Here is an 18,412-nt window from a genome sequence, read left to right as displayed (position 1 = left end):
TTTTTGTTTTTTATGTTCAAAAGTATTTCTTCGAATTAAACCATTTATCTACTTTTGTAGTTATCGAAATGAGATTCGGTTAAAACGGAAAATATATGATTAGCATAGATCCAAAAGAGATAACGACGGCAAAATTACATGGTTATTTACAAAGCGCAATTGGGCCAAGGCCTATTGCATTTGCAAGTACAATTAGTGCAAAAGGAATTCCAAATTTGTCGCCTTTTAGTTTCTTTAATGTGTTCAGTGCCAATCCGCCAATTTTGGTTTTTTCTCCAGCAAGACGTGTGCGCGATAATACAGTTAAACATACTTTAATTAATGTCGAAGCAACTCGCGAAGTGGTAATAAATGTTGTGAATTACGATTTAGTACAGCAAACATCATTGGCAAGTACAGAATATGGAGAAGGAGTAAACGAATTTATAAAAGCCGGATTAACACAAATTCCTTCAGATTTTGTAAAACCGTACCGTGTAAAAGAGTCTCCCGTGCAGTTTGAGTGCAAAGTCACGCAGATTATTCCACTAGGAACAGAAGGCGGAGCAGGAAATTTGATTTTATGTGAAGTAGTCAAAATTCATATTCACGAATCTGTTTTAGATGAAAACGGAGCGATCGATCAACATAAAATAGATCTTGTTTCAAGATTAGGAAGTAACTGGTATTCAAGATCAAATCAGGGGCTTTTTGAAGTGCCAAAACCGCTTACAACTTTAGGAGTTGGAGTAGATGTAATTCCGAATTTTATCAGAGAAAGTCCAGTTTTTAACGGAAATGATCTTGGAAAATTAGGTAATATTGAAGCCTTGCCTACAAAGGAAGAAGTTAGTATATTTGTGAAAGAAAATTTTTCAGTCAAAGGAGTTTTGAGCTCAGACGATCAGGAAAAAATTCATTTAGAAGCAAAAAAATATCTGAATAATGACGATATTGCATCGGCTTGGAAAGTGCTTTTAGCCAAAAAATAAGAATAGAAACAATAATTAATATAGACGAAGATGGAAGTTACAGGAAAAGTAAAAGTGGTGAACCCAGAGCAACAAGTTAGTGCTGCATTCAAAAAAAGAGAGTTGGTTGTTACTACAGACGAGCAATATCCTCAACATATTTTGATTGAATTTACTCAAGATAAATGTGATTTGTTGAGCAGCTACAAACAAGGTGAAGCGGTAAAAGTTTCTATCAATTTAAGAGGAAGAGAATGGGTTAATCCACAAGGAGAAACTAGATATTTCAATAGTATTCAAGGTTGGAGAATCGAAAGATTAGCGCCAGAAGGTCCAGGTCAAACTGCTCCAATGCCTGCTGCAGAAGCTTTTGCTCCAGCAACAAACTTAAACGAAGACGAACCAGACGATTTGCCTTTCTAAAAAGTAAATCTTAAGGATTAAAACTTAAAAAGTAAATTCCAAATTCCAATTCATATTCGTGAAATTGGGATTTGGAATTTTTTGTATTAAACGTAATATTGTCATTCTGAGGAACGAAGAATCACACTCGTAACTTGACAAAGATTGGCGATTTTGATTGTGGACTTTCTAATGTGATTTCTCCCTTCGGTCGAAATGACAAGATTGTACACAGTTTAAAATTTTAAAATTTCGGATTTTTAAAAATGTATTACATAACTAAAGAACTATTTTTCCCTCCAGTTTCAGAAGCCGACGAAGAAGGCATTCTGGCAATTGGTGGTGACTTGGATACAGAAAGATTAAAATTAGCTTATAAAAGCGGAATTTTTCCTTGGTTTAATGAGGGAGAACCTATTTTGTGGTGGTCGCCAGATCCCAGAATGGTGTTGTTTTTAGATGAATTAATCGTTTCTAAAAGCATGCGTAATATTTTGAACAGGAATCAGTTTAAGGTGACTTTTAATCGGAATTTTAAAGACGTAATTTCCAATTGTCAAAAAATAAAACGCGACGGTCAAAATGGAACTTGGATTTCAAACGAAATGATCGATGCTTATTGTAAATTAAATGAAGAAGGTGTTGCAAAATCTATTGAGGTTTGGCAAGATGAAGTTTTAGTTGGAGGTTTGTACGGTATTGATTTGGGTCACGTTTTTTGCGGAGAAAGTATGTTTTCAAAAGTCTCTAATACTTCAAAAGTAGCTTTTATTGCTTTGGTGCAGTATTTAAGAGAAAACAATTATAAGCTTCTGGATTGTCAGGTTTATAATCCGCATTTAGAAAGTTTAGGTTGTTTTGAAATTGATCGTAAAGGATTTATGTCTATTTTAAAAAGTAAGTAAAAATGAGTTCAGTTTTTGTTGTAAAAGAGATTTATATTTATCCGATAAAAAGCTTAGCAGGAATTAGTTGTAATAATGCAAAAGCTGAAGAAATGGGCTTCGAAAACGACCGTCGATGGATGTTAATTGATGCAGATAATCAAATGATAACGCAGAGAGAACACCGAATCATGAGTCAGTTTTATCCAAAGATTTTAGAAGGGAAAATCAGTGTAACTTTTCAAGATCATGAGCATGAATTCACTATTGATGAACATTTACAAAATGCTTTAGATGTTAATGTTTGGGATGATAAAAGTGAAGTTGTTGAGGTAAATCAAACCACATCAGAATGGTTTAGTAAACACTTGGGTTTTGAATGTAAATTGGTCAAAATTCTCAAAACCGGAAATCGCAAACACGAAAGTTCCAAATTAAAAGAAACCTTTAATGTTAGTCTGGCCGACGGTTATCCTTATTTATTAATAGGGACAGAAAGTTTGGATTTTTTAAACGAAAAGTTAGACGAAAAAATCACAATAAAAAGATTTCGTCCAAACATCTTAATAAATACCAAAAACGCTCACGAAGAAGATGATTTTGATACTTTTAAAATAGGAGAAGTTCAATTTAAAAATATAAAGCCTTGTGGAAGATGTGTAATGGTTAATAATGATCCTGAAAATGGTAAATTAAAAAAAGAGCCTCTCAAAACCTTAAGTAAATACAGAAATGTAAATAATTCGGTTTTATTTGGAACAAATATTGTAAGCTTAAACTCTGGAATTATAAGTGTTGGCGACGAACTTGTTTTCTAGAAATTCAGTTTTGTAAAACCCCAATTTAAAGTATTAAAGAGTACTAATTCATTTCGTAAAGTTGGTAATTCCATAATTAATTTAAGCGTTTCATGTGCCATCATGGTTCCAATAATGCCGGGTAAAGTTCCCAAAACACCATTTACATTACAATTTGGAACATCTTTTGGATCAGGTATTTCAGGAAATAAATCACGCAGATTTTTACTTCCGTTATGATTAAAGACTGCTACCTGACCTTCAAATTTTAAGATACTTCCATAGATTAACGGTTTTTGCAAAGTAACACAAGTGTCGTTAACCAAATAACGCGTTGTAAAATTATCAGAACCATCAACAACAACATCATATTGTGCGATAATTGTACTGGCGTTTTCGATTGTTAGTTTCTCTGTAATTGCAATGACTTCGATTAAAGGATTTAATTTCGAAAGAACTTCTTTAGCAACAATTGCTTTCTCTTTTCCAATTTCATTTTCAGTGTACAAAATCTGCCTATGAAGATTGTGAATTTCAATCGTATCAAAATCTATGATTCCAATATAACCCACTCCGGCAGTTACAATATATTGCAAAATGGGACAGCCTAAGCCGCCTGAACCAATTACCAAAACCTTAGCTTTTTTAAGTTTTTCTTGCCCTTCGTCACCAATTTCAGGTAAAATAGTTTGTCTGTTATAGCGTAAAAATTCTTGTATAATACTCATTTTGGAATTTTAGATTGTTGATTTTAGATTGAGAATTGAATTTGGAATTTAGATCTTGGAATTTTTAAACAAAACTCTTGTCCCAATCTTTCCAAACAGGTTCATAGCCGGCATTTTTTATAATTTTGGAAATTTCTTCTGCAGAGCGTTCATCACTTATTTCAAATTGTTCTAATGATTGCGGATCAACAACATAACCTCCCGGATTTGTTTTAGATCCTGCGCTCATACTTGTAACACCAATTGGAATAATGTTGTTTCTGAATTTTTCGTTTTCACGTGTCGAAATTGAGATTTCAAGATCTTCATTCCACAAACGATAAGCGCAAATTAATTGAGTCAAGTCTTTATCATCCATAATGAAATTAGGTTCGATAATTCCTTCTGCGGGACGTAATCTCGGAAATGAAACGGAGTATTTTGTTTGCCAATATTTTTTTTGAAGATAATCTAAATGCAAAGCATTAAAGAAACTATCGGTTCGCCAATCTTCTAAACCCAATAAAACACCTAAACCTATTTTGTGAATTCCAGCAGTTCCAATTCTATCTGGAGTTTCAAGTCTAAAATCAAAATTTGATTTTTTGCCTTTCGTGTGATACTTTTTGTAAACTTCCTGATGATACGTTTCCTGATATACCAAAACAGAATATACTCCGGCTTCATGCAAACGCTCGTATTCTTCTGTAGAAAGTGGCTGAACTTCGACTGAAATAATTGAAAACTGTTCTCGTATTAAAGTAATTGCATTTAGAAAATAATTAATATTTACGGTATAATTTGCTTCACCTGTAACCAATAAAACATGGTCGAATCCTGTGTTTTTTAGCGCTTCAACTTCGAGTTTAATCTCAGCATCAGAAAGTGTTTTTCGTTTGATTTTATTGTCTAAACTAAAACCACAATAAGTACAAATGTTTTGACATTCGTTACTTAAGTAAAGTGGAGCATACATTTGAATAGTTTTACCAAAACGCTTTTTCGTTATTTCATGGCATTGTTGTGCCATTTGCTCCAAATAATCTTGAGCAGCAGGCGAAATCAAAACTAAAAAATCGTCGAGATTTCGTTTGGTTTTAGCCAAGGAATATTCTACATCTTGTGATGTTGTTTGGTATATTTTAGATTGAATAGTATCCCAATCATAGTTCTCAAAAATAGATTTGAATGTTTTCATTTTATTTTTTGTTTCACGCAGATTTTACGGATTTAAGCAGATAAAAAGTGATTTATTTTTTAATTTACCTGAATTTTATATCTGTCGATGTTTTTTATATTTTATTAGCTATTCTTTTGATATCATTTAGAATGTTTAAAGTGTTGAAATTTACCAGTAATCCTAGTTTCTTATTTGTTAATCTTAGATAAGTAGTAAGTTGCTTATGATGTATTGGCGTTAAATTTTCAACTGATTTTAATTCTATAATTACTTTATCTTCAACTAACAAATCAATTCTAAAGGCGGGATCTAATGTTATTTCCTCATAAGGAATTGTTACTTCAACTTGTTTCTGAACTTTTAGATCTAATTTTACTAATTCATAAAATAGGCACTTTCATAGATAGACTCAAATAATCCAGGTCCCAAATTATTATATACTTTAAAAATTGCTCCTCGTACTACATATGATATTTCATTTTCTGTCATTTTTCTTTAATTTAAGCTTGATGCAAAATTAAAGAATTTTCTTTCTTTTTATCCTTTTGGATTTTATACGTTTAAAATAATTAATCTGTTTTAAATCAGCTTAAATCCCCGATAATCTGCGTGAAATAACTTTAGTCATATAAAAATGAAGTCAAAGGACTAGAAGCCACAGCATAATTTTGTTGATTAGCAATTCTAGCCTCAAATGCTTTTCTTCCTGCGATTACAGCTTCTCTAAAAGCCTCTGCCATTAATTTTGGATTTCCAGCAACTGCAATTGCTGTGTTAACTAAAATAGCATCGGCACCAATTTCCATTGCTTTAGCAGCATCAGATGGAGCACCAATTCCGGCATCGACAATTACCGGAACCTTACTTTGTTCGATAATAATTTCTAGAAAATCTATTGTTTTTAGGCCTTTATTACTGCCAATGGGTGAGCCTAATGGCATAACCGCGGTTGTTCCGGCATTTTCCAGATGTTTGCACAAAACAGGATCTGCATGAATATAAGGCAAAACAAAAAAGCCAAGTTTAGCTAATTCCTCTGTAGCTTTTAAAGTCTCAACAGGATCGGGCATTAAATATTTTGGATCTGGATGAATCTCTAGTTTTATCCAATTTGTCTCCAATGCTTCGCGAGCCAATTGAGCCGCAAAAATAGCTTCTTTGGCGTTTCTTGCTCCCGATGTATTGGGCAATAAATTGATATTTGGATGTTTTAAATGCGATAAAATAGCATCTGTTTCTGTTTCAAGATCGATGCGTTTTAAAGCAACAGTCACTAATTCGCTTTCAGAAGCCAGAATCGCTTCTTCCATTTCTTGGTTCGAACCAAATTTTCCGGTTCCTAAAAACAAACGCGATTTAAAGCTTTTGTCGCCGATATTAAACAATGACGTTTGCATATAATTTTTCGTTTAATTGTTGAATTAATTTTTCTTTTTCCTCGCTTTTTGTGACCATTCCAGAAATGGCAATTCCGTGAATTCCAGTTTCCATTAAAGGGCTTATATCTTTTAGAGTAATTCCGCCAATGGCATAAACCGGAATCTGAATATTGTGTTTTTTTAGCTCTTCAATGATTCTAAAATATCCTGATAAACCCAAAATAGGACTTAATTTTTCTTTTGTTTCAGTAAATCTAAAAGGTCCTAAACCAATGTAATCACAGCCATTTTTTGCATGATTTTTAATATCTTCAAAAGTATTGGCTGTACCGCCAATGATTTTTGTATTGCCCAAAATGGCTCTTGCCTGATCAATTTTCATATCTGTAAGCCCAAGATGCACTCCATCGGCAGCAATTTGTTGGGCGAGATATAAATTGTCGTTTACAATAAAATTGGCCAAATATTCTTCGCATAAAAACTTTACGGCTTCGGCCAAAGCAAACGTGTTTTTTGCGGTTTGGTTTTTAAAACGCATTTGTATCCAATCACATCCAGCGTCTAATGCCTGATGAATATTATACAATTGCTCCTCGATTGTTTTTCCTTGCGAAATGTATTGTAGTTTATTGTACATAATGATATCCGATTAATGTTGAAGTTGAACTCAGGTATTTTTCTATGTAGGTTTTTCCATTTTTGCAAGCTTCTTGCAAAGTCTGTTTTAATGCGAGATTTGAGGCTATTGCGGCTGATAAAACACACCCGGAGCCGTGTTTTTCGGAACATTTTTTTTGAGCAGGAAGCATTTCAATAATCTCATTTTTAAGGAATAATCGATCAATGCCAATTTCAGATTTGCTATGTCCTCCTTTCAATAAAATATTGGTTGGAAGTTCTTTTTCGAGCCAAAGTTTATTCAAAAGAAAACCAGGAAACAAAACGTTTATCTCATTTTGATTTGGTGTAATTAAATCTGTTTTTGCTAGTATTTGGTTCAAGTCTACATCGTCTTCAAGTTTCATGAATTCATGTTCTGTAGTCGATTTTAAAACAGGATCCCAAACAATTTTTGTTGTTGGTGACAATAGTTTTATAGTCGAAAGAATTCCGTTCAAGTAATGTAAAGAGGGAACAACACCAATTTTTACGACGCTGATTTCATAGCTCAGAAATAAAGTTTCAATTGAACGCGTAACAAAGCTCAGATCTGTCCACTGAATTTCATGAAACTTATTTTCAGTTTGTATGGTATTGGCAGTTATAATTGCAAATCCCGTAACTTTATGTTGTTCGAATGTTTTAACATCAGCTAAAACACCCGCGCCGGCAGAAGGATCAAAACCTGCTACTGAAAGTACGAACGGACGATTTTCTGACATAATTTGAATTGTTTTATTGGGTTTTCATTCTTCCAAATACTTCCTAAAAGCGCAACATCATCAAAACCATTTTGAATTGTTTTGTCTAGATTTTCAGGAGAAATTCCGCCTAAAGCGATAACTTTTGTTTTAATGTTTGTTCGAGATTTTAAAGCTTCAAATAGATCTGTTTTTGGACTATAATCATCTTTGGAAATGCTTTTATAAACAGGACTCAGGAATGCGTAATCAAAATCATTTTCTAAAGCATTAAAATCTTCAATAGCATGCGTTGATGTTGATTTATGCCTGCAAGATTTTGAAAATCTTACAGGATTATCAAATTGAGATTTTCTTTCCTTTTCAGAAAAATGAATTCGATTAATTCCAAAATCTTCGGCTAATTCATGATGACTGTGCAAAACCAAATTAGATCGATATTCCGGTTTTATTTGATGAATAAATTGCGCCATTTCCATCTCTGAAAAATCTGGTTTCCGAATATGAAGCATCGATAATCCTTCTTCAAATAAAGAATGAATTATTCTGATTTCATCTGCGATAGTAAAAGGATTAGAGATTACGATCATAGTGGAAAAATGTTTTTTGTGAAATGTAAAATGTAAAAGTGAACTGCATTTCACATTTTACAGAAAACTTCTCACTAGATATAGATTTCTTTCCCTTGCTCAATAAACTCTTCTGATTTCTCCTGCATTCCTTTTTCTGCGGCAGCAACATCTCTAATTTCCTGAGATATTTTCATTGAACAGAATTTTGGTCCACACATCGAACAGAAATGAGCTACTTTTGCGCCATCTGCAGGAAGTGTTTCATCATGAAATTCTCTTGCTGTATCTGGATCTAATGATAAATTGAATTGATCTTCCCAACGGAATTCAAAACGGGCTTTACTTAATGCATTATCTCGATATTGCGCGCCTGGATGTCCTTTGGCTAAATCTGCGGCATGAGCAGAAATTTTATAAGTTATCACACCATCTTTCACATCTTTTTTGTTTGGTAAGCCAAGATGTTCTTTTGGAGTTACATAACACAGCATTGCACAACCGTACCAGCCAATCATTGCTGCACCAATGGCAGATGTAATATGATCGTAACCTGGGGCAATATCTGTAGTTAATGGGCCAAGTGTATAAAATGGAGCTTCGTTGCAATGTTCTAATTGCTTGTCCATATTTTCTTTAATCATATGCATTGGTACGTGACCTGGACCTTCAATAAAAACCTGAACATCATGTTTCCACGCGATTTTTGTCAACTCGCCTAAAGTTTCTAGTTCTGCAAATTGAGCCGCATCATTAGCATCGGCAATAGAGCCGGGACGCAAACCATCGCCTAGGGAAAAAGCAACATCATATTGTTTCATGATTTCGCATATTTCCTCAAAATGGGTGTACAAAAAGTTCTCTTTATGATGAAATAAACACCATTTTGCCATAATAGATCCACCACGCGAAACAATTCCGGTAACACGATCAGCGGTTAAATGAATGTAGCGCAATAAAACTCCGGCGTGAATAGTGAAATAGGAAACGCCTTGTTCTGCCTGTTCGATTAAAGTATCGCGAAAAACTTCCCAAGTTAGATCTTCGGCAATTCCTTTTACTTTTTCTAAAGCCTGATAAATAGGAACGGTACCAATTGGAACCGGAGAATTTCTAATAATCCATTCTCTGGTTTCGTGAATGTTTTTTCCTGTAGATAAATCCATAATCGTGTCTGCTCCCCAACGACAAGCCCAAACGGCTTTTTCAACTTCTTCTTCGATGCTCGAAGTCACGGCACTGTTACCAATGTTGGCATTTATTTTCACTAGAAAATTACGTCCCACAATCATAGGTTCACTTTCGGGATGGTTGATGTTGTTTGGGATAATGGCTCTTCCGCAAGCCACTTCGCTACGAACAAATTCGGGAGTTATCTTGCTTTTTGGAGTGTTGGCGCCAAAGCTATGTCCGTCGTGTTGGCATCGCATTGCTTTGGTTTGCTCATTTAGAAGCTCAATACGCTGATTTTCGCGAATCGCTATATATTCCATTTCCGGAGTAATAATTCCTTGTTTTGCGTAATATAATTGCGTTACGTTAGCACCTTTTTTAGCTCGTTTTGGTTGATGTAAATATTCAAAACGAAGATGGTTTAGACTTTCATCTTTTAATCGGGTTTGTCCGTAATCAGATGTAATTTCGTCTAGAATTTCAACGTCTTTTCGGTTTAAAATCCAGCTTTCGCGTAAGCGAGGTAATCCTTTTCGAATGTCTATTTCTACGTTTGGATCTGTGTAAGCTCCAGAAGTATCATAAATTGTTACGGCTGGATTTTTTTCGATTCCGCCGTTTGAAAGTTTTGTGTCGCTAAGAACAACTTCTCTCATTGCAACTTTTATAGGATGAATTTCTCCGTTTACATATACTTTTTTAGAATTCGGAAATGGGGTTCTGGAAATTTGTTCTTCTGTAGTCATAGATTGTGAGTTGTATATTGTAAAATGTTAGATGTAATTGTAAATTGTAGAGGTGCACAGCAGTGCGTCTACATCCAGTATTTTATTGGAATTTGAAATTTATTTTTTGGAATTTAAATTTCACCCACCTTGTGTAGCAGAAATAATTAGAATTTCGTCGGTTTCGTGTACGAAATGTTGGTTCCAATTAGATTTAGGAACAACGGTATTATTAATAGCAACGGCAATTCCGTTTTGTTTGTTGGGAATTTCGAGATCAAGCAATGATTGAACGCTTAGCGATTCAACATTGAATTTTTTGATTTGTTGGTTGATTTTTAGTTCCATTCCTTTTGAATTTAGTATATAGTTATACTTTAGGAATGGCTACAATTGCACATAAAAATGCGCGCAGAAGTCATCTTACTTTTCCCTACGCTAGTATGAACTAGATCAGGTTCAGAGGGTAAAATCTCAGCCTACTTATTAGTAGACACCCCTAAAGTGTGAAGCAAATATAGATAATTTTTGTTTAAAAGTTTCAAGTTTCAGGTTTCAAGTTTTTGAAAAGCTGAAAATTGCGACTAAAAACCCGTGAACGAAGAGTGGTTTACTTCGTTTTTGTCCAACAATCTTCAATGTGATCATTGACCATTCCGGTGGCTTGCATGTGTGCATAAATCACGGTTGAACCGACAAACTTAAAACCTCTTTTTTTTAAATCTTTGCTGATCTCATCTGAAAGTGGAGTAGTGGCAGGAACGTCTTTTAACGTTTTTGGATTATTATTGATAGGTTTTCCGTTGGTGAATTTCCAGATATAATTAGAAAAACTTCCAAATTCTTCCTGTACTTTCATAAATGCCTGCGCGTTTGTAACTGCAGAACGTACCTTTAGTTTGTTGCGGACAATTCCGGTATCTTGTAGTAATCCTTCTATTTTATCTTCGGAATAATTGGCTATTTTTTTATAGTCAAAATGGTCAAATGCGTTTCTGAAATTCTCTCTTTTGTTTAAAATCGTAATCCAACTTAATCCAGCCTGAAAGGTTTCTAAAATCAAAAATTCGAATAAAGTAGGGTCGTCATAAACGGGAACGCCCCATTCTTCGTCATGGTATTTTTTGTATAAATCACTTGCTGAACACCAGCCACATCTTACTAAATTTTCGTCTTTCATGATTGTAAATTACCTTAATCTTCTTTGTGAGAATGATCCCCTTTTAAATAGTTCTTTATCCAATGGTGTCCGGCGTAGATTAATGGAGTAAGTAAAACGGCAACCGTTAGTTTAAAAATATATCCTGTTAAAGCTGACGAAATAAAAGTATCAAAGTTTATTTTTCCGGGTAGCCAAAAAGCGATTCCAAGAACAATAAAAGAATCAAATAATTGCGAAATTACGGTTGAACCTGTTGTTCTTAACCATATTTTTCGTTCTCCCGTTCTTCTTTTAAAAAACCAAAATATCCAAACATCGATTAATTGAGAAACCATAAAAGCAATTAAACTACCTATAATTATCCACATACTTTGTCCAAAAACAGCGCTGAATTGCTCATCATTTACAGGACTAATTCCTTTGGCAGCTGGAATTACAATTGCCATAAATAGTATTAAAAAGGCATAAGCGATTAGGCAGGCAGTTATAAAAGACAATTTTTTCACACCTTTTTCTCCAAAATACTCATTTATCAAATCTGTGGTTAAAAAAACAACTGGCCAAGGCAAAATTCCAATACTCATTACAAATGGTCCCACTTGAATTAATTTTCCTCCAATAAGTTCAGCCACAACAGCATTTGTGATAAAGATGCCGGCTAGAATTACAAAAACAATTTCTTTTCTGGTTTTAAACATGTTATTTGGTAAATGATGTTCCAAATTTAAACTATTTCTCTATAAGTTGGATTGGATTAATTTTAAATTAAAGTGTTGTTTTAATGGAATCTGAAAGTTAAAAATTTCTTTTGATTGGCGATTTTTAGTTACATTTGGAACAATAACCTGTTTTATTTTATATTAAATCAATTTAATGATAATGAAAAAATTAATGACAATTTTTCTCATGGGAACAACTTTATTTGCGGCTAACGCACAAACTAATTCTGATAATCCGTTGCTTAAAAAATGGACTGGCCCTTACGGCGGAGTTCCAGCTTTTAATGAGTATAAGGTTTCGGATTTTAAACCTGCTATTCAATTTGCGATTCAGGAAAAACTAAGTGAAATTGATGCTATTACCAGTAATCCTAAACCAGCAACTTTTGATAATACCATTGCAGCTTTAGAACGTTCTGGAAAAGCAATTTCGAGAATTTATGCTGTTTACGGAATTTATGGTTCTACATTAAGTACTCCGGAATTTGATAATGTTGAAACAGAAATGTCTCCAAAGCTTTCTGAATTTAATGACAAAATTTATCAAAACAAAAAGCTATTTACAAGAATAGAAGCTTTATATAATTCAAAAGAAAAGAAAAAATTAACGAGTGAACAACAACGTTTAGTTTGGTTGTATTATACAGATTTTGTTCGTGAAGGAGCCAAATTAAATGATAAGGATAAAGAAAAAGTTGCGAAAATTAATCAAGAATTAGCGAGTCTTTTTACAAAGTTCAGTCAAAATTTATTGGCAGAAGAGCACAATCAATATGTTGCATTGAAAACAGAAAGCGATTTTGATGGTTTGCCTACCGAGGTAAAAAATGCCGCTATTGCCGAAGCTAAAGATAGAAAACTTGATGTTATGGGCTGTATTGCAAATACACGTTCGTCTATTGAACCGTTTTTGACTTTTTCAACTCGTAGAGATTTAAGAGAAAAGGCTTTTGATATTTTTGTAAAGCGTGGTGATAATGGCAATGCAAATGATAATAATGCAACGCTTGTTTCTATTTTGCAGTTAAGAACTAAAAAAGCTAAATTATTAGGATTTCCTACTTTTGCTGATTGGAGTTTGTCTAATAAAATGGCAAAAGATCCTAAAAAGACCTTAGATTTAATGATGTCAGTTTGGGAGCCAGCGGTAGAAAAAGTACATCAGGATGTTGCTGAAATGCAGAAAATTGTGGATGCTGAGGGTGGTAAATTTAAAATTAAACCTTGGGATTATCGTTACTATGCAGAAAAAGTTAGAAAAGCAAAATATGATTTAGATCAAAATGAGGTTAAACCTTATTTACAATTAGAAAACCTGCGTGAAGGTATGTTTTGGGTTGCTGGCGAATTATTTAATTTAAGTTTCAAACAAATTACAAATGTTCCTGTTTATCATCCGGATGTACGTGTTTGGGAAGTTAGTAACAAGTTAACTGGTAAAGTTGTTGGATTGTGGTATTTTGATCCATATGCACGTGCAGGAAAACGTTCTGGAGCTTGGATGAATGCTTACCGCGATCAGCAAAGAATGGATGGTGAGGTTTTAACCATTGTGTCTAATAACTGTAACTTTATTAAAGGTAGTGCAAACGAGCCTGTTTTAATTTCTTGGGAAGATGCTACAACTTTATTTCATGAATTTGGACATGCGCTGCACGGATTATGCTCTAATGTAACTTATCCAACTTTATCTGGAACAAATGTCGCAAGAGATTATGTTGAGTTTCCTTCGCAATTATTAGAGCACTGGCTGGCTACTCCTGAGGTTTTGAATAAATTTGCTTTGCATTATAAAACCAATCAGCCTTTACCACAATCGTTAGTAGATAGAATTGAAAAGGCTGCTAATTTCAATGAGGGTTTCGCAACAGTGGAAACAATTTCAAGTTCTTTGATTGATATGAAACTTCATTTGACTACTACAACTATTGATCCTCATAAATTTGAAAAAGAAACATTAGACGCGCTTCATATGCCGTCAGAAATTGTAATGCGTCATAGAATTCCACAATTCGGGCATATTTTTTCTGATGATGGATATGCAGCCGGATATTATAGTTATTTGTGGGCCGATGTAATTAATGCAGATGCTTGGGAAGCTTTTACAGAAGGAAAAGGTCCATATGATAAAGAAGTAGCAAAACGTCTTTATGATAATGTTTTTAGTGTAGGAAACACTATTGATCAGGAAAAAGCCTATGAAAACTTTAGAGGTAGAGCCCCTAAATCTGATGCTTTAATGCGTGCTAGAAATTTCCCGATTAAGGATAAAAAATAATAGATTAAATTTTTAAGGAAGTCCCTGTATAATTATTATGCAGGGATTTTTTTGTTTAAAATGAAGATGTTTTGTTTTTTTTATCCACAGATTTTAATGGCTAATTTGCTAGATTTAATATAAACTTTGACAAAGCTATTTTAAGAGCTAGTAAAACAAAAAAAGCCCGAATAAATTAATATTCGGGCTTTTTAAATATTGAAATAATATATTAACCTAAAGAAACTCTTTTGAAACCTGTGATTTCAACGTTGAATCCTTTAACGTAATCGCCAACTTTTTTACTATCGTCTTTGATGAAGTTTTGATCTAATAAAGCTTTCTCTTGATCTAAAGTAGTATTATCAGAGATGAAACGTTGAATTTTTCCAGGAATAATTTTATCCCAAATTTGTTCTGGTTTACCTTCAGCTTTTAATTCAGCTTTAGCATCTTCTTCAGCTTGTTTTAAAACTTCTTCAGTTAATTGAGAGAAAGAAATATATTTAGGAACATTTTTTAAAGTTTTTCCTAAACGTTTAGCTTCTTCATTGTCTTTTTCGATTACAGCAATACGAGCAGCAAGTTCAGATTCAACGAAAGCAGGATCAAAATCTTTGTAAGATAATGTATCAGCTCCCATAGAAGCAACTTGCATAGAAACATCTTTAGTTAAAACGTCAGCGTTAGGAACTGCAGCAGAAATTGCAGTTAATGCAGCAATTTTGTTAACGTGAACATAAGATCCAACGAAAGCACCTTCTAAAATTTCAAAACCACCGATTTCGATTTTTTCTCCGATAACTCCAGTTTGCTCAATTAATTTTTCAGCAACAGTAATTCCATTGAAATCTGAAGCTAAGAATTCTTCTTTAGAAGAGAAGTTAATAGCTCTTTCTACTAATTCTTTAGCCAAAGTTACGAAAGCTTCATTTTTACCTACGAAATCTGTTTCGCAGTTTAAAGTGATAATAGCTCCTCTAGTATTGTCAGCATTGATAAAAGAAACAGCAGCTCCTTCAGAAGACTCACGGTCAGAACGGTTAGCAGCAACTTTTTGTCCTTTTTCTCTTAGGACTTGAATAGCTTTATCGAAATCTCCATCAGCCTCAACTAAAGCTTTTTTACAGTCCATCATTCCGGCACCTGTAGATTGTCTTAATTTATTTACGTCTGCAGCAGTAATTGTTGCCATAATATTTTGAATTTTAATGTTAAAAGTAAAAATTCCATCTTTTAAATTCTAAATTCCAATTTTATTAAATTATCAACATAACGTTTTTAATTTGTGTTTGGATTTTAGAATTTAAAATTTGGAATTTAAATTTGATTTATTCTTCAGTTGCAGGAGCAGCTTCAGCAGCCGGTGCAGCTTCAACAGCAGGAGCCGCAGCTTCTTCTGTGAAAACTTCAGTTTCTTTTTCAGAACCTCTGTCAGAAAGACCGTCGATTACAGCAGCAGTAACTAAAGATAAAATTTTGTCAATTGATTTAGAAGCATCATCATTTGCAGGAATAACGTAATCAACCTCTCTTGGGTCAGAATTCGTATCAACCATTGCGAAAACTGGAATGTTTAATTTTTGTGCTTCTTTTATTGCGATATGTTCAGCTTTGATATCTACTACGAACAATGCAGCTGGTAGTCTAGACATGTCAGCGATTGAACCTAAGTTTTTCTCTAATTTAGCACGTAGACGATCAACTTGCAAACGCTCTTTTTTAGATAACGTCATGAAAGTACCATCTTTCTTCATTTTGTCAATAGAAGACATTTTTTTAACTGCCTTTCTAATAGTTACAAAGTTAGTTAGCATTCCACCAGGCCATCTTTCAGTGATGTAAGGCATGTTTGCAGCTTTTGCTTTTTCAGCAACGATGTCTTTTGCTTGTTTTTTGGTAGCTACGAATAAAATTTTTCTACCTGATGCAGCGATTTTTTTCAAAGCTTCGTTAGCTTCTTCAATTTTTGCTGCAGTTTTATATAGATTGATAATGTGAATACCATTACGCTCCATATAAATGTAAGGGGCCATATTTGGATCCCATTTTCTAGTCATGTGTCCAAAGTGAACACCTGCTTCTAGTAAGTCTTTAACTTCTATTTTGTTTGCCATTTTTGTACTAGTTTACGTTCTGTTGATTAGCAATGCATAAATGGCGGTTTCCCAGGCTTTATACATTTAGATGCTAAACTATTTCCTACCTCGATAGGAGAGCAACAACAACTGTGTTTTTTAATTTCAATAAATAATTGATAGTGTCTTGCACCATTTGTACAAGACAGGTAATATTAACGTTTAGAGAATTGGAATCTCTTACGAGCTTTCTTCTGACCGAATTTCTTACGTTCAACCATTCTTGGATCTCTTGTTAATAAACCTTCTGGTTTTAAGATAGCTCTGTTTTCAGCATTTACTTCACACATAACGCGTGCTAATGCCATTCTTACAGCTTCTGCTTGACCAGTTGAACCACCTCCGTAAACGTTTACTTTTACATCAAAGTTACTAGCATTTTCTGTCATAGATAATGGTTGTAAAACTTTGTATTGTAAAGTTGCAGTTGGAAAGTAAGTTGCGAATTCTTTTTTGTTTACAGTGATTTTTCCTGTTCCTTCAGAAACATATACACGTGCAACAGCGGTTTTTCTTCTACCGATTTTGTGAATAACTCCCATTACTTAAGATCGTTTAGGTTAACAGTTCTAGGTTTTTGAGCTCCTTGTTTGTGCTCAGATCCTACAACAACATTTAGATTTCTAAAAAGTTCAGCTCCTAATTTGTTTTTAGGTAACATTCCTTTTACAGCTTTTTCTACTAGTAATGCAGGGTTTTTAGATTGCAATACTTTAGCAGTTAAAGTTCTTTGTCCTCCTGGGTAACCTGTATGACGCATGTAAATTTTGTCATTCATTTTTGTACCTGTAAGGTTAATTTTTTCTGAGTTGATAACAATTACGTTATCTCCACAATCAACGTGCGGTGTGTAACTAGGCTTGTACTTACCTCTTAAGATCATTGCAACCTTTGAAGCAAGACGTCCTAAGTTATGACCTTCAGCGTCAACAACAATCCACTCTTTAGTTACAGTGGCTTTGCTAGCTGAAACTGTTTTGTAGCTTAATGCGTCCATAATATTATTTTAATTAAACATTCCATCCCCAATAAAGGGGATGCAAAAGTACAATTAATTATTTTAAAACCAAATAGCTGAAAAGAATATTTTATCTGCTGAAAATCAGCGTGTCAGTTTTATATTTAAAACAATAAAAAAAAACCACCTTCACAATAACGCGAAGGTGGTTCAAAATTTGGGATTATTTTGTTAAACAATGAATAAATTTGCAATGTCTACAACTTGTTGTGTGGTAAGCGGCTCATCGTAAGCCTCTGATCCTGCTGCGGCTCCAAATGCGGCTGCAGTATTAAACCCTGCTTGCACAGTAACTCCTTCGCCTGCATATACGGCTTGTGTTGCGGCTGGCATTCCAGCGCCTCTTTCGTCATTAGAAATCCATCCTTTTAATTTTCGTAAGCGTCGAACTTCAGATGCATGACGGGCTTCTACAGAGTGAATTTGTAATGCTGCGGTCAATAAATCAGGTGTAGTAATTAAATTTCCAGCCTGACCTTTATATGCTCTTACGCCTGTGTCTTCAAAAGCTTGTGCCAATGCCAAAAAGGTTGGATAATCGTGAAATGGATCGAAAGCTCCTCCAACAGTAAAATCAAAAGTTGGTTTAGGTACAAAGTTAGCACTCATTGTGCCTCCTAATCCTGCTATCAAAAATTTAACATGACTTGACTCGTGTGCTGCAATTTGTTGAAAAACTTTTAAATCCCGGCCTCCGTTTTCTGATGCTGGAATTACTCCAGAATCTAAAGCCATTGCATAAAATTCGTTTTCAAGATATTCTAATGTTAGCGCAAATTGCAAAGCGCCAATTGGTGTTGCGGGTGTTGCGGTGATATCTTTTGCAAATGCTTTATTGGCCATAGCTGATAATCCGAATGGGATTGATGCATATGCCAATGTTTTTCCTATGTTTCCAAACTGATTAAAACTGTCTCTTCTAGAACCAGTGCTTCTCATTAAGCTGTCATCAGTAAATGTTTCTATAAATTTTAAAATATTCATAATTTCT

The 18,412-nt window shown here is 34.1% G+C and carries 20 protein-coding genes, 1 pseudogene and 1 riboswitch; of the genes and pseudogenes, 5 read left to right on the top strand and 16 right to left on the bottom strand.

All coding sequences use genetic code 11. The annotated features are described in order from the left end of the window. Positions 1 to 95 precede the first annotated feature (95 nt). From IW18_RS04650 to IW18_RS04635, 4 genes are all read left to right on the top strand, one after another. The gene (locus IW18_RS04650; RefSeq protein ID WP_041516417.1) at positions 96 to 971 is read left to right on the top strand and encodes a flavin reductase family protein; all 876 of its coding nucleotides are present in this window, start codon (positions 96 to 98) and stop codon (positions 969 to 971) included. 30 nt (positions 972 to 1,001) lie between these two features. Beyond that, positions 1,002 to 1,373 carry a DUF3127 domain-containing protein gene (locus IW18_RS04645; RefSeq protein WP_041516416.1) on the top strand — a complete coding sequence of 124 codons (372 nt, stop codon included), beginning with the start codon at positions 1,002 to 1,004 and terminating at the stop codon, positions 1,371 to 1,373. 245 nt (positions 1,374 to 1,618) lie between these two features. Next, a complete protein-coding gene (gene aat, locus IW18_RS04640; RefSeq protein ID WP_041516415.1) occupies positions 1,619 to 2,257 on the top strand; it encodes a leucyl/phenylalanyl-tRNA--protein transferase in 639 nt (212 codons plus the stop codon). 2 nt (positions 2,258 to 2,259) lie between these two features. Beyond that, positions 2,260 to 3,054, top strand: coding sequence for an MOSC domain-containing protein (locus IW18_RS04635; RefSeq protein WP_041516414.1), 795 nt, complete (start codon positions 2,260 to 2,262; stop codon positions 3,052 to 3,054). Here the strand turns inward: IW18_RS04635 and IW18_RS04630 are convergent. The 11 genes and pseudogenes from IW18_RS04630 to IW18_RS04580 all read right to left on the bottom strand — a co-directional run bounded on the left by IW18_RS04630 (position 3,051) and on the right by IW18_RS04580 (position 11,987). Then, on the bottom strand, positions 3,051 to 3,761 hold the full coding sequence (locus IW18_RS04630) for a HesA/MoeB/ThiF family protein (protein WP_041516413.1): 711 nt from the start codon (positions 3,759 to 3,761) through the stop codon (positions 3,051 to 3,053). The genes IW18_RS04635 and IW18_RS04630 overlap by 4 nt on opposite strands. A 64-nt stretch (positions 3,762 to 3,825) precedes the next feature. Further along, positions 3,826 to 4,938, bottom strand: coding sequence for a 2-iminoacetate synthase ThiH (thiH, locus tag IW18_RS04625; protein ID WP_041516412.1), 1,113 nt, complete (start codon positions 4,936 to 4,938; stop codon positions 3,826 to 3,828). A 94-nt stretch (positions 4,939 to 5,032) separates the two neighbouring features. Next, a pseudogene (locus IW18_RS04620) lies at positions 5,033 to 5,409 on the bottom strand (GxxExxY protein). A gap of 131 nt (positions 5,410 to 5,540) precedes the next feature. Continuing rightward, entirely contained in the window at positions 5,541 to 6,317 is a 777-nt protein-coding gene (locus IW18_RS04615; protein WP_041516411.1) for a thiazole synthase, read from the bottom strand. Continuing rightward, a complete protein-coding gene (locus tag IW18_RS04610) occupies positions 6,298 to 6,936 on the bottom strand; it encodes a thiamine phosphate synthase (protein ID WP_041516410.1) in 639 nt (212 codons plus the stop codon). Before IW18_RS04610 ends, IW18_RS04615 begins: the two co-directional genes overlap by 20 nt. After that, positions 6,926 to 7,681, bottom strand: coding sequence for a hydroxymethylpyrimidine/phosphomethylpyrimidine kinase (locus IW18_RS04605; protein ID WP_041516409.1), 756 nt, complete (start codon positions 7,679 to 7,681; stop codon positions 6,926 to 6,928). Before IW18_RS04605 ends, IW18_RS04610 begins: the two co-directional genes overlap by 11 nt. Continuing rightward, positions 7,648 to 8,250 (bottom strand): thiamine phosphate synthase, encoded by a 603-nt coding sequence (locus tag IW18_RS04600; protein ID WP_041516408.1) that lies wholly within the window; start codon positions 8,248 to 8,250, stop codon positions 7,648 to 7,650. The genes IW18_RS04605 and IW18_RS04600 overlap by 34 nt, the downstream gene beginning before the upstream one ends. 74 nt (positions 8,251 to 8,324) lie before the next feature. Continuing rightward, positions 8,325 to 10,148: a phosphomethylpyrimidine synthase ThiC gene (gene thiC, locus IW18_RS04595; RefSeq protein WP_041516407.1), complete on the bottom strand. Its 1,824-nt coding sequence runs from the start codon at positions 10,146 to 10,148 to the stop codon at positions 8,325 to 8,327. 120 nt (positions 10,149 to 10,268) lie between these two features. Beyond that, complete coding sequence (gene thiS / locus IW18_RS04590; protein ID WP_041516406.1) at positions 10,269 to 10,475, bottom strand: sulfur carrier protein ThiS; 207 nt, start codon at positions 10,473 to 10,475, stop codon at positions 10,269 to 10,271. A 65-nt stretch (positions 10,476 to 10,540) separates the two neighbouring features. Next, a riboswitch (TPP riboswitch) is annotated at positions 10,541 to 10,638 on the bottom strand. 99 nt (positions 10,639 to 10,737) lie between these two features. Next, positions 10,738 to 11,307 (bottom strand): DNA-3-methyladenine glycosylase I, encoded by a 570-nt coding sequence (locus IW18_RS04585; protein WP_041516405.1) that lies wholly within the window; start codon positions 11,305 to 11,307, stop codon positions 10,738 to 10,740. 14 nt (positions 11,308 to 11,321) lie between these two features. Continuing rightward, on the bottom strand, positions 11,322 to 11,987 hold the full coding sequence (locus tag IW18_RS04580; protein WP_041516404.1) for a queuosine precursor transporter: 666 nt from the start codon (positions 11,985 to 11,987) through the stop codon (positions 11,322 to 11,324). Between the two features lie 193 nt (positions 11,988 to 12,180). Between IW18_RS04580 and IW18_RS04575 the strand changes: the two genes are divergently transcribed. After that, the gene (locus IW18_RS04575; protein WP_240475531.1) at positions 12,181 to 14,286 is read left to right on the top strand and encodes a M3 family metallopeptidase; all 2,106 of its coding nucleotides are present in this window, start codon (positions 12,181 to 12,183) and stop codon (positions 14,284 to 14,286) included. Between the two features lie 211 nt (positions 14,287 to 14,497). Here IW18_RS04575 and tsf read toward each other — a convergent pair whose 3' ends face one another. The 5 genes from tsf to IW18_RS04550 form a co-directional block, all read right to left on the bottom strand. Continuing rightward, a complete protein-coding gene (gene tsf / locus IW18_RS04570) occupies positions 14,498 to 15,460 on the bottom strand; it encodes a translation elongation factor Ts (protein ID WP_041516402.1) in 963 nt (320 codons plus the stop codon). 136 nt (positions 15,461 to 15,596) lie between these two features. Beyond that, positions 15,597 to 16,382: a 30S ribosomal protein S2 gene (gene rpsB / locus IW18_RS04565; protein WP_041516401.1), complete on the bottom strand. Its 786-nt coding sequence runs from the start codon at positions 16,380 to 16,382 to the stop codon at positions 15,597 to 15,599. Positions 16,383 to 16,558: 176 nt separating this feature from the next. Next, positions 16,559 to 16,945, bottom strand: coding sequence for a 30S ribosomal protein S9 (gene rpsI, locus IW18_RS04560; protein WP_041516400.1), 387 nt, complete (start codon positions 16,943 to 16,945; stop codon positions 16,559 to 16,561). Then, positions 16,945 to 17,400 (bottom strand): 50S ribosomal protein L13, encoded by a 456-nt coding sequence (rplM, locus tag IW18_RS04555; protein ID WP_041516399.1) that lies wholly within the window; start codon positions 17,398 to 17,400, stop codon positions 16,945 to 16,947. The genes rpsI and rplM overlap by 1 nt, the downstream gene beginning before the upstream one ends. Positions 17,401 to 17,592: 192 nt before the next feature. Further along, positions 17,593 to 18,405 carry a ferritin-like domain-containing protein gene (locus IW18_RS04550; protein ID WP_041516398.1) on the bottom strand — a complete coding sequence of 271 codons (813 nt, stop codon included), beginning with the start codon at positions 18,403 to 18,405 and terminating at the stop codon, positions 17,593 to 17,595. Positions 18,406 to 18,412: the final 7 nt, after the last annotated feature.

Source organism: Flavobacterium hibernum, from assembly GCF_000832125.1.
Taxonomy (GTDB): Bacteria; Bacteroidota; Bacteroidia; order Flavobacteriales; family Flavobacteriaceae; genus Flavobacterium; species Flavobacterium hibernum.
This window is presented reverse-complemented; position numbering and strand designations above follow the sequence as displayed.

Bases quoted from the DNA above. Each gene is read 5' to 3' on its own strand.
- IW18_RS04650 (WP_041516417.1), top strand. From the start codon at position 96: ATGATTAGCATAGATCCAAAAGAGATAACGACGGCAAAATTACATGGT.
- IW18_RS04645 (WP_041516416.1), top strand. From the start codon at position 1,002: ATGGAAGTTACAGGAAAAGTAAAAGTGGTGAACCCAGAGCAACAAGTT.
- aat (WP_041516415.1), top strand. From the start codon at position 1,619: ATGTATTACATAACTAAAGAACTATTTTTCCCTCCAGTTTCAGAAGCC.
- IW18_RS04635 (WP_041516414.1), top strand. From the start codon at position 2,260: ATGAGTTCAGTTTTTGTTGTAAAAGAGATTTATATTTATCCGATAAAA.
- IW18_RS04630 (WP_041516413.1), bottom strand. From the start codon at position 3,761: ATGAGTATTATACAAGAATTTTTACGCTATAACAGACAAACTATTTTA.
- thiH (WP_041516412.1), bottom strand. From the start codon at position 4,938: ATGAAAACATTCAAATCTATTTTTGAGAACTATGATTGGGATACTATT.
- IW18_RS04615 (WP_041516411.1), bottom strand. From the start codon at position 6,317: ATGCAAACGTCATTGTTTAATATCGGCGACAAAAGCTTTAAATCGCGT.
- IW18_RS04610 (WP_041516410.1), bottom strand. From the start codon at position 6,936: ATGTACAATAAACTACAATACATTTCGCAAGGAAAAACAATCGAGGAG.
- IW18_RS04605 (WP_041516409.1), bottom strand. From the start codon at position 7,681: ATGTCAGAAAATCGTCCGTTCGTACTTTCAGTAGCAGGTTTTGATCCT.
- IW18_RS04600 (WP_041516408.1), bottom strand. From the start codon at position 8,250: ATGATCGTAATCTCTAATCCTTTTACTATCGCAGATGAAATCAGAATA.
- thiC (WP_041516407.1), bottom strand. From the start codon at position 10,148: ATGACTACAGAAGAACAAATTTCCAGAACCCCATTTCCGAATTCTAAA.
- thiS (WP_041516406.1), bottom strand. From the start codon at position 10,475: ATGGAACTAAAAATCAACCAACAAATCAAAAAATTCAATGTTGAATCG.
- IW18_RS04585 (WP_041516405.1), bottom strand. From the start codon at position 11,307: ATGAAAGACGAAAATTTAGTAAGATGTGGCTGGTGTTCAGCAAGTGAT.
- IW18_RS04580 (WP_041516404.1), bottom strand. From the start codon at position 11,987: ATGTTTAAAACCAGAAAAGAAATTGTTTTTGTAATTCTAGCCGGCATC.
- IW18_RS04575 (WP_240475531.1), top strand. From the start codon at position 12,181: ATGACAATTTTTCTCATGGGAACAACTTTATTTGCGGCTAACGCACAA.
- tsf (WP_041516402.1), bottom strand. From the start codon at position 15,460: ATGGCAACAATTACTGCTGCAGACGTAAATAAATTAAGACAATCTACA.
- rpsB (WP_041516401.1), bottom strand. From the start codon at position 16,382: ATGGCAAACAAAATAGAAGTTAAAGACTTACTAGAAGCAGGTGTTCAC.
- rpsI (WP_041516400.1), bottom strand. From the start codon at position 16,945: ATGGGAGTTATTCACAAAATCGGTAGAAGAAAAACCGCTGTTGCACGT.
- rplM (WP_041516399.1), bottom strand. From the start codon at position 17,400: ATGGACGCATTAAGCTACAAAACAGTTTCAGCTAGCAAAGCCACTGTA.
- IW18_RS04550 (WP_041516398.1), bottom strand. From the start codon at position 18,405: ATGAATATTTTAAAATTTATAGAAACATTTACTGATGACAGCTTAATG.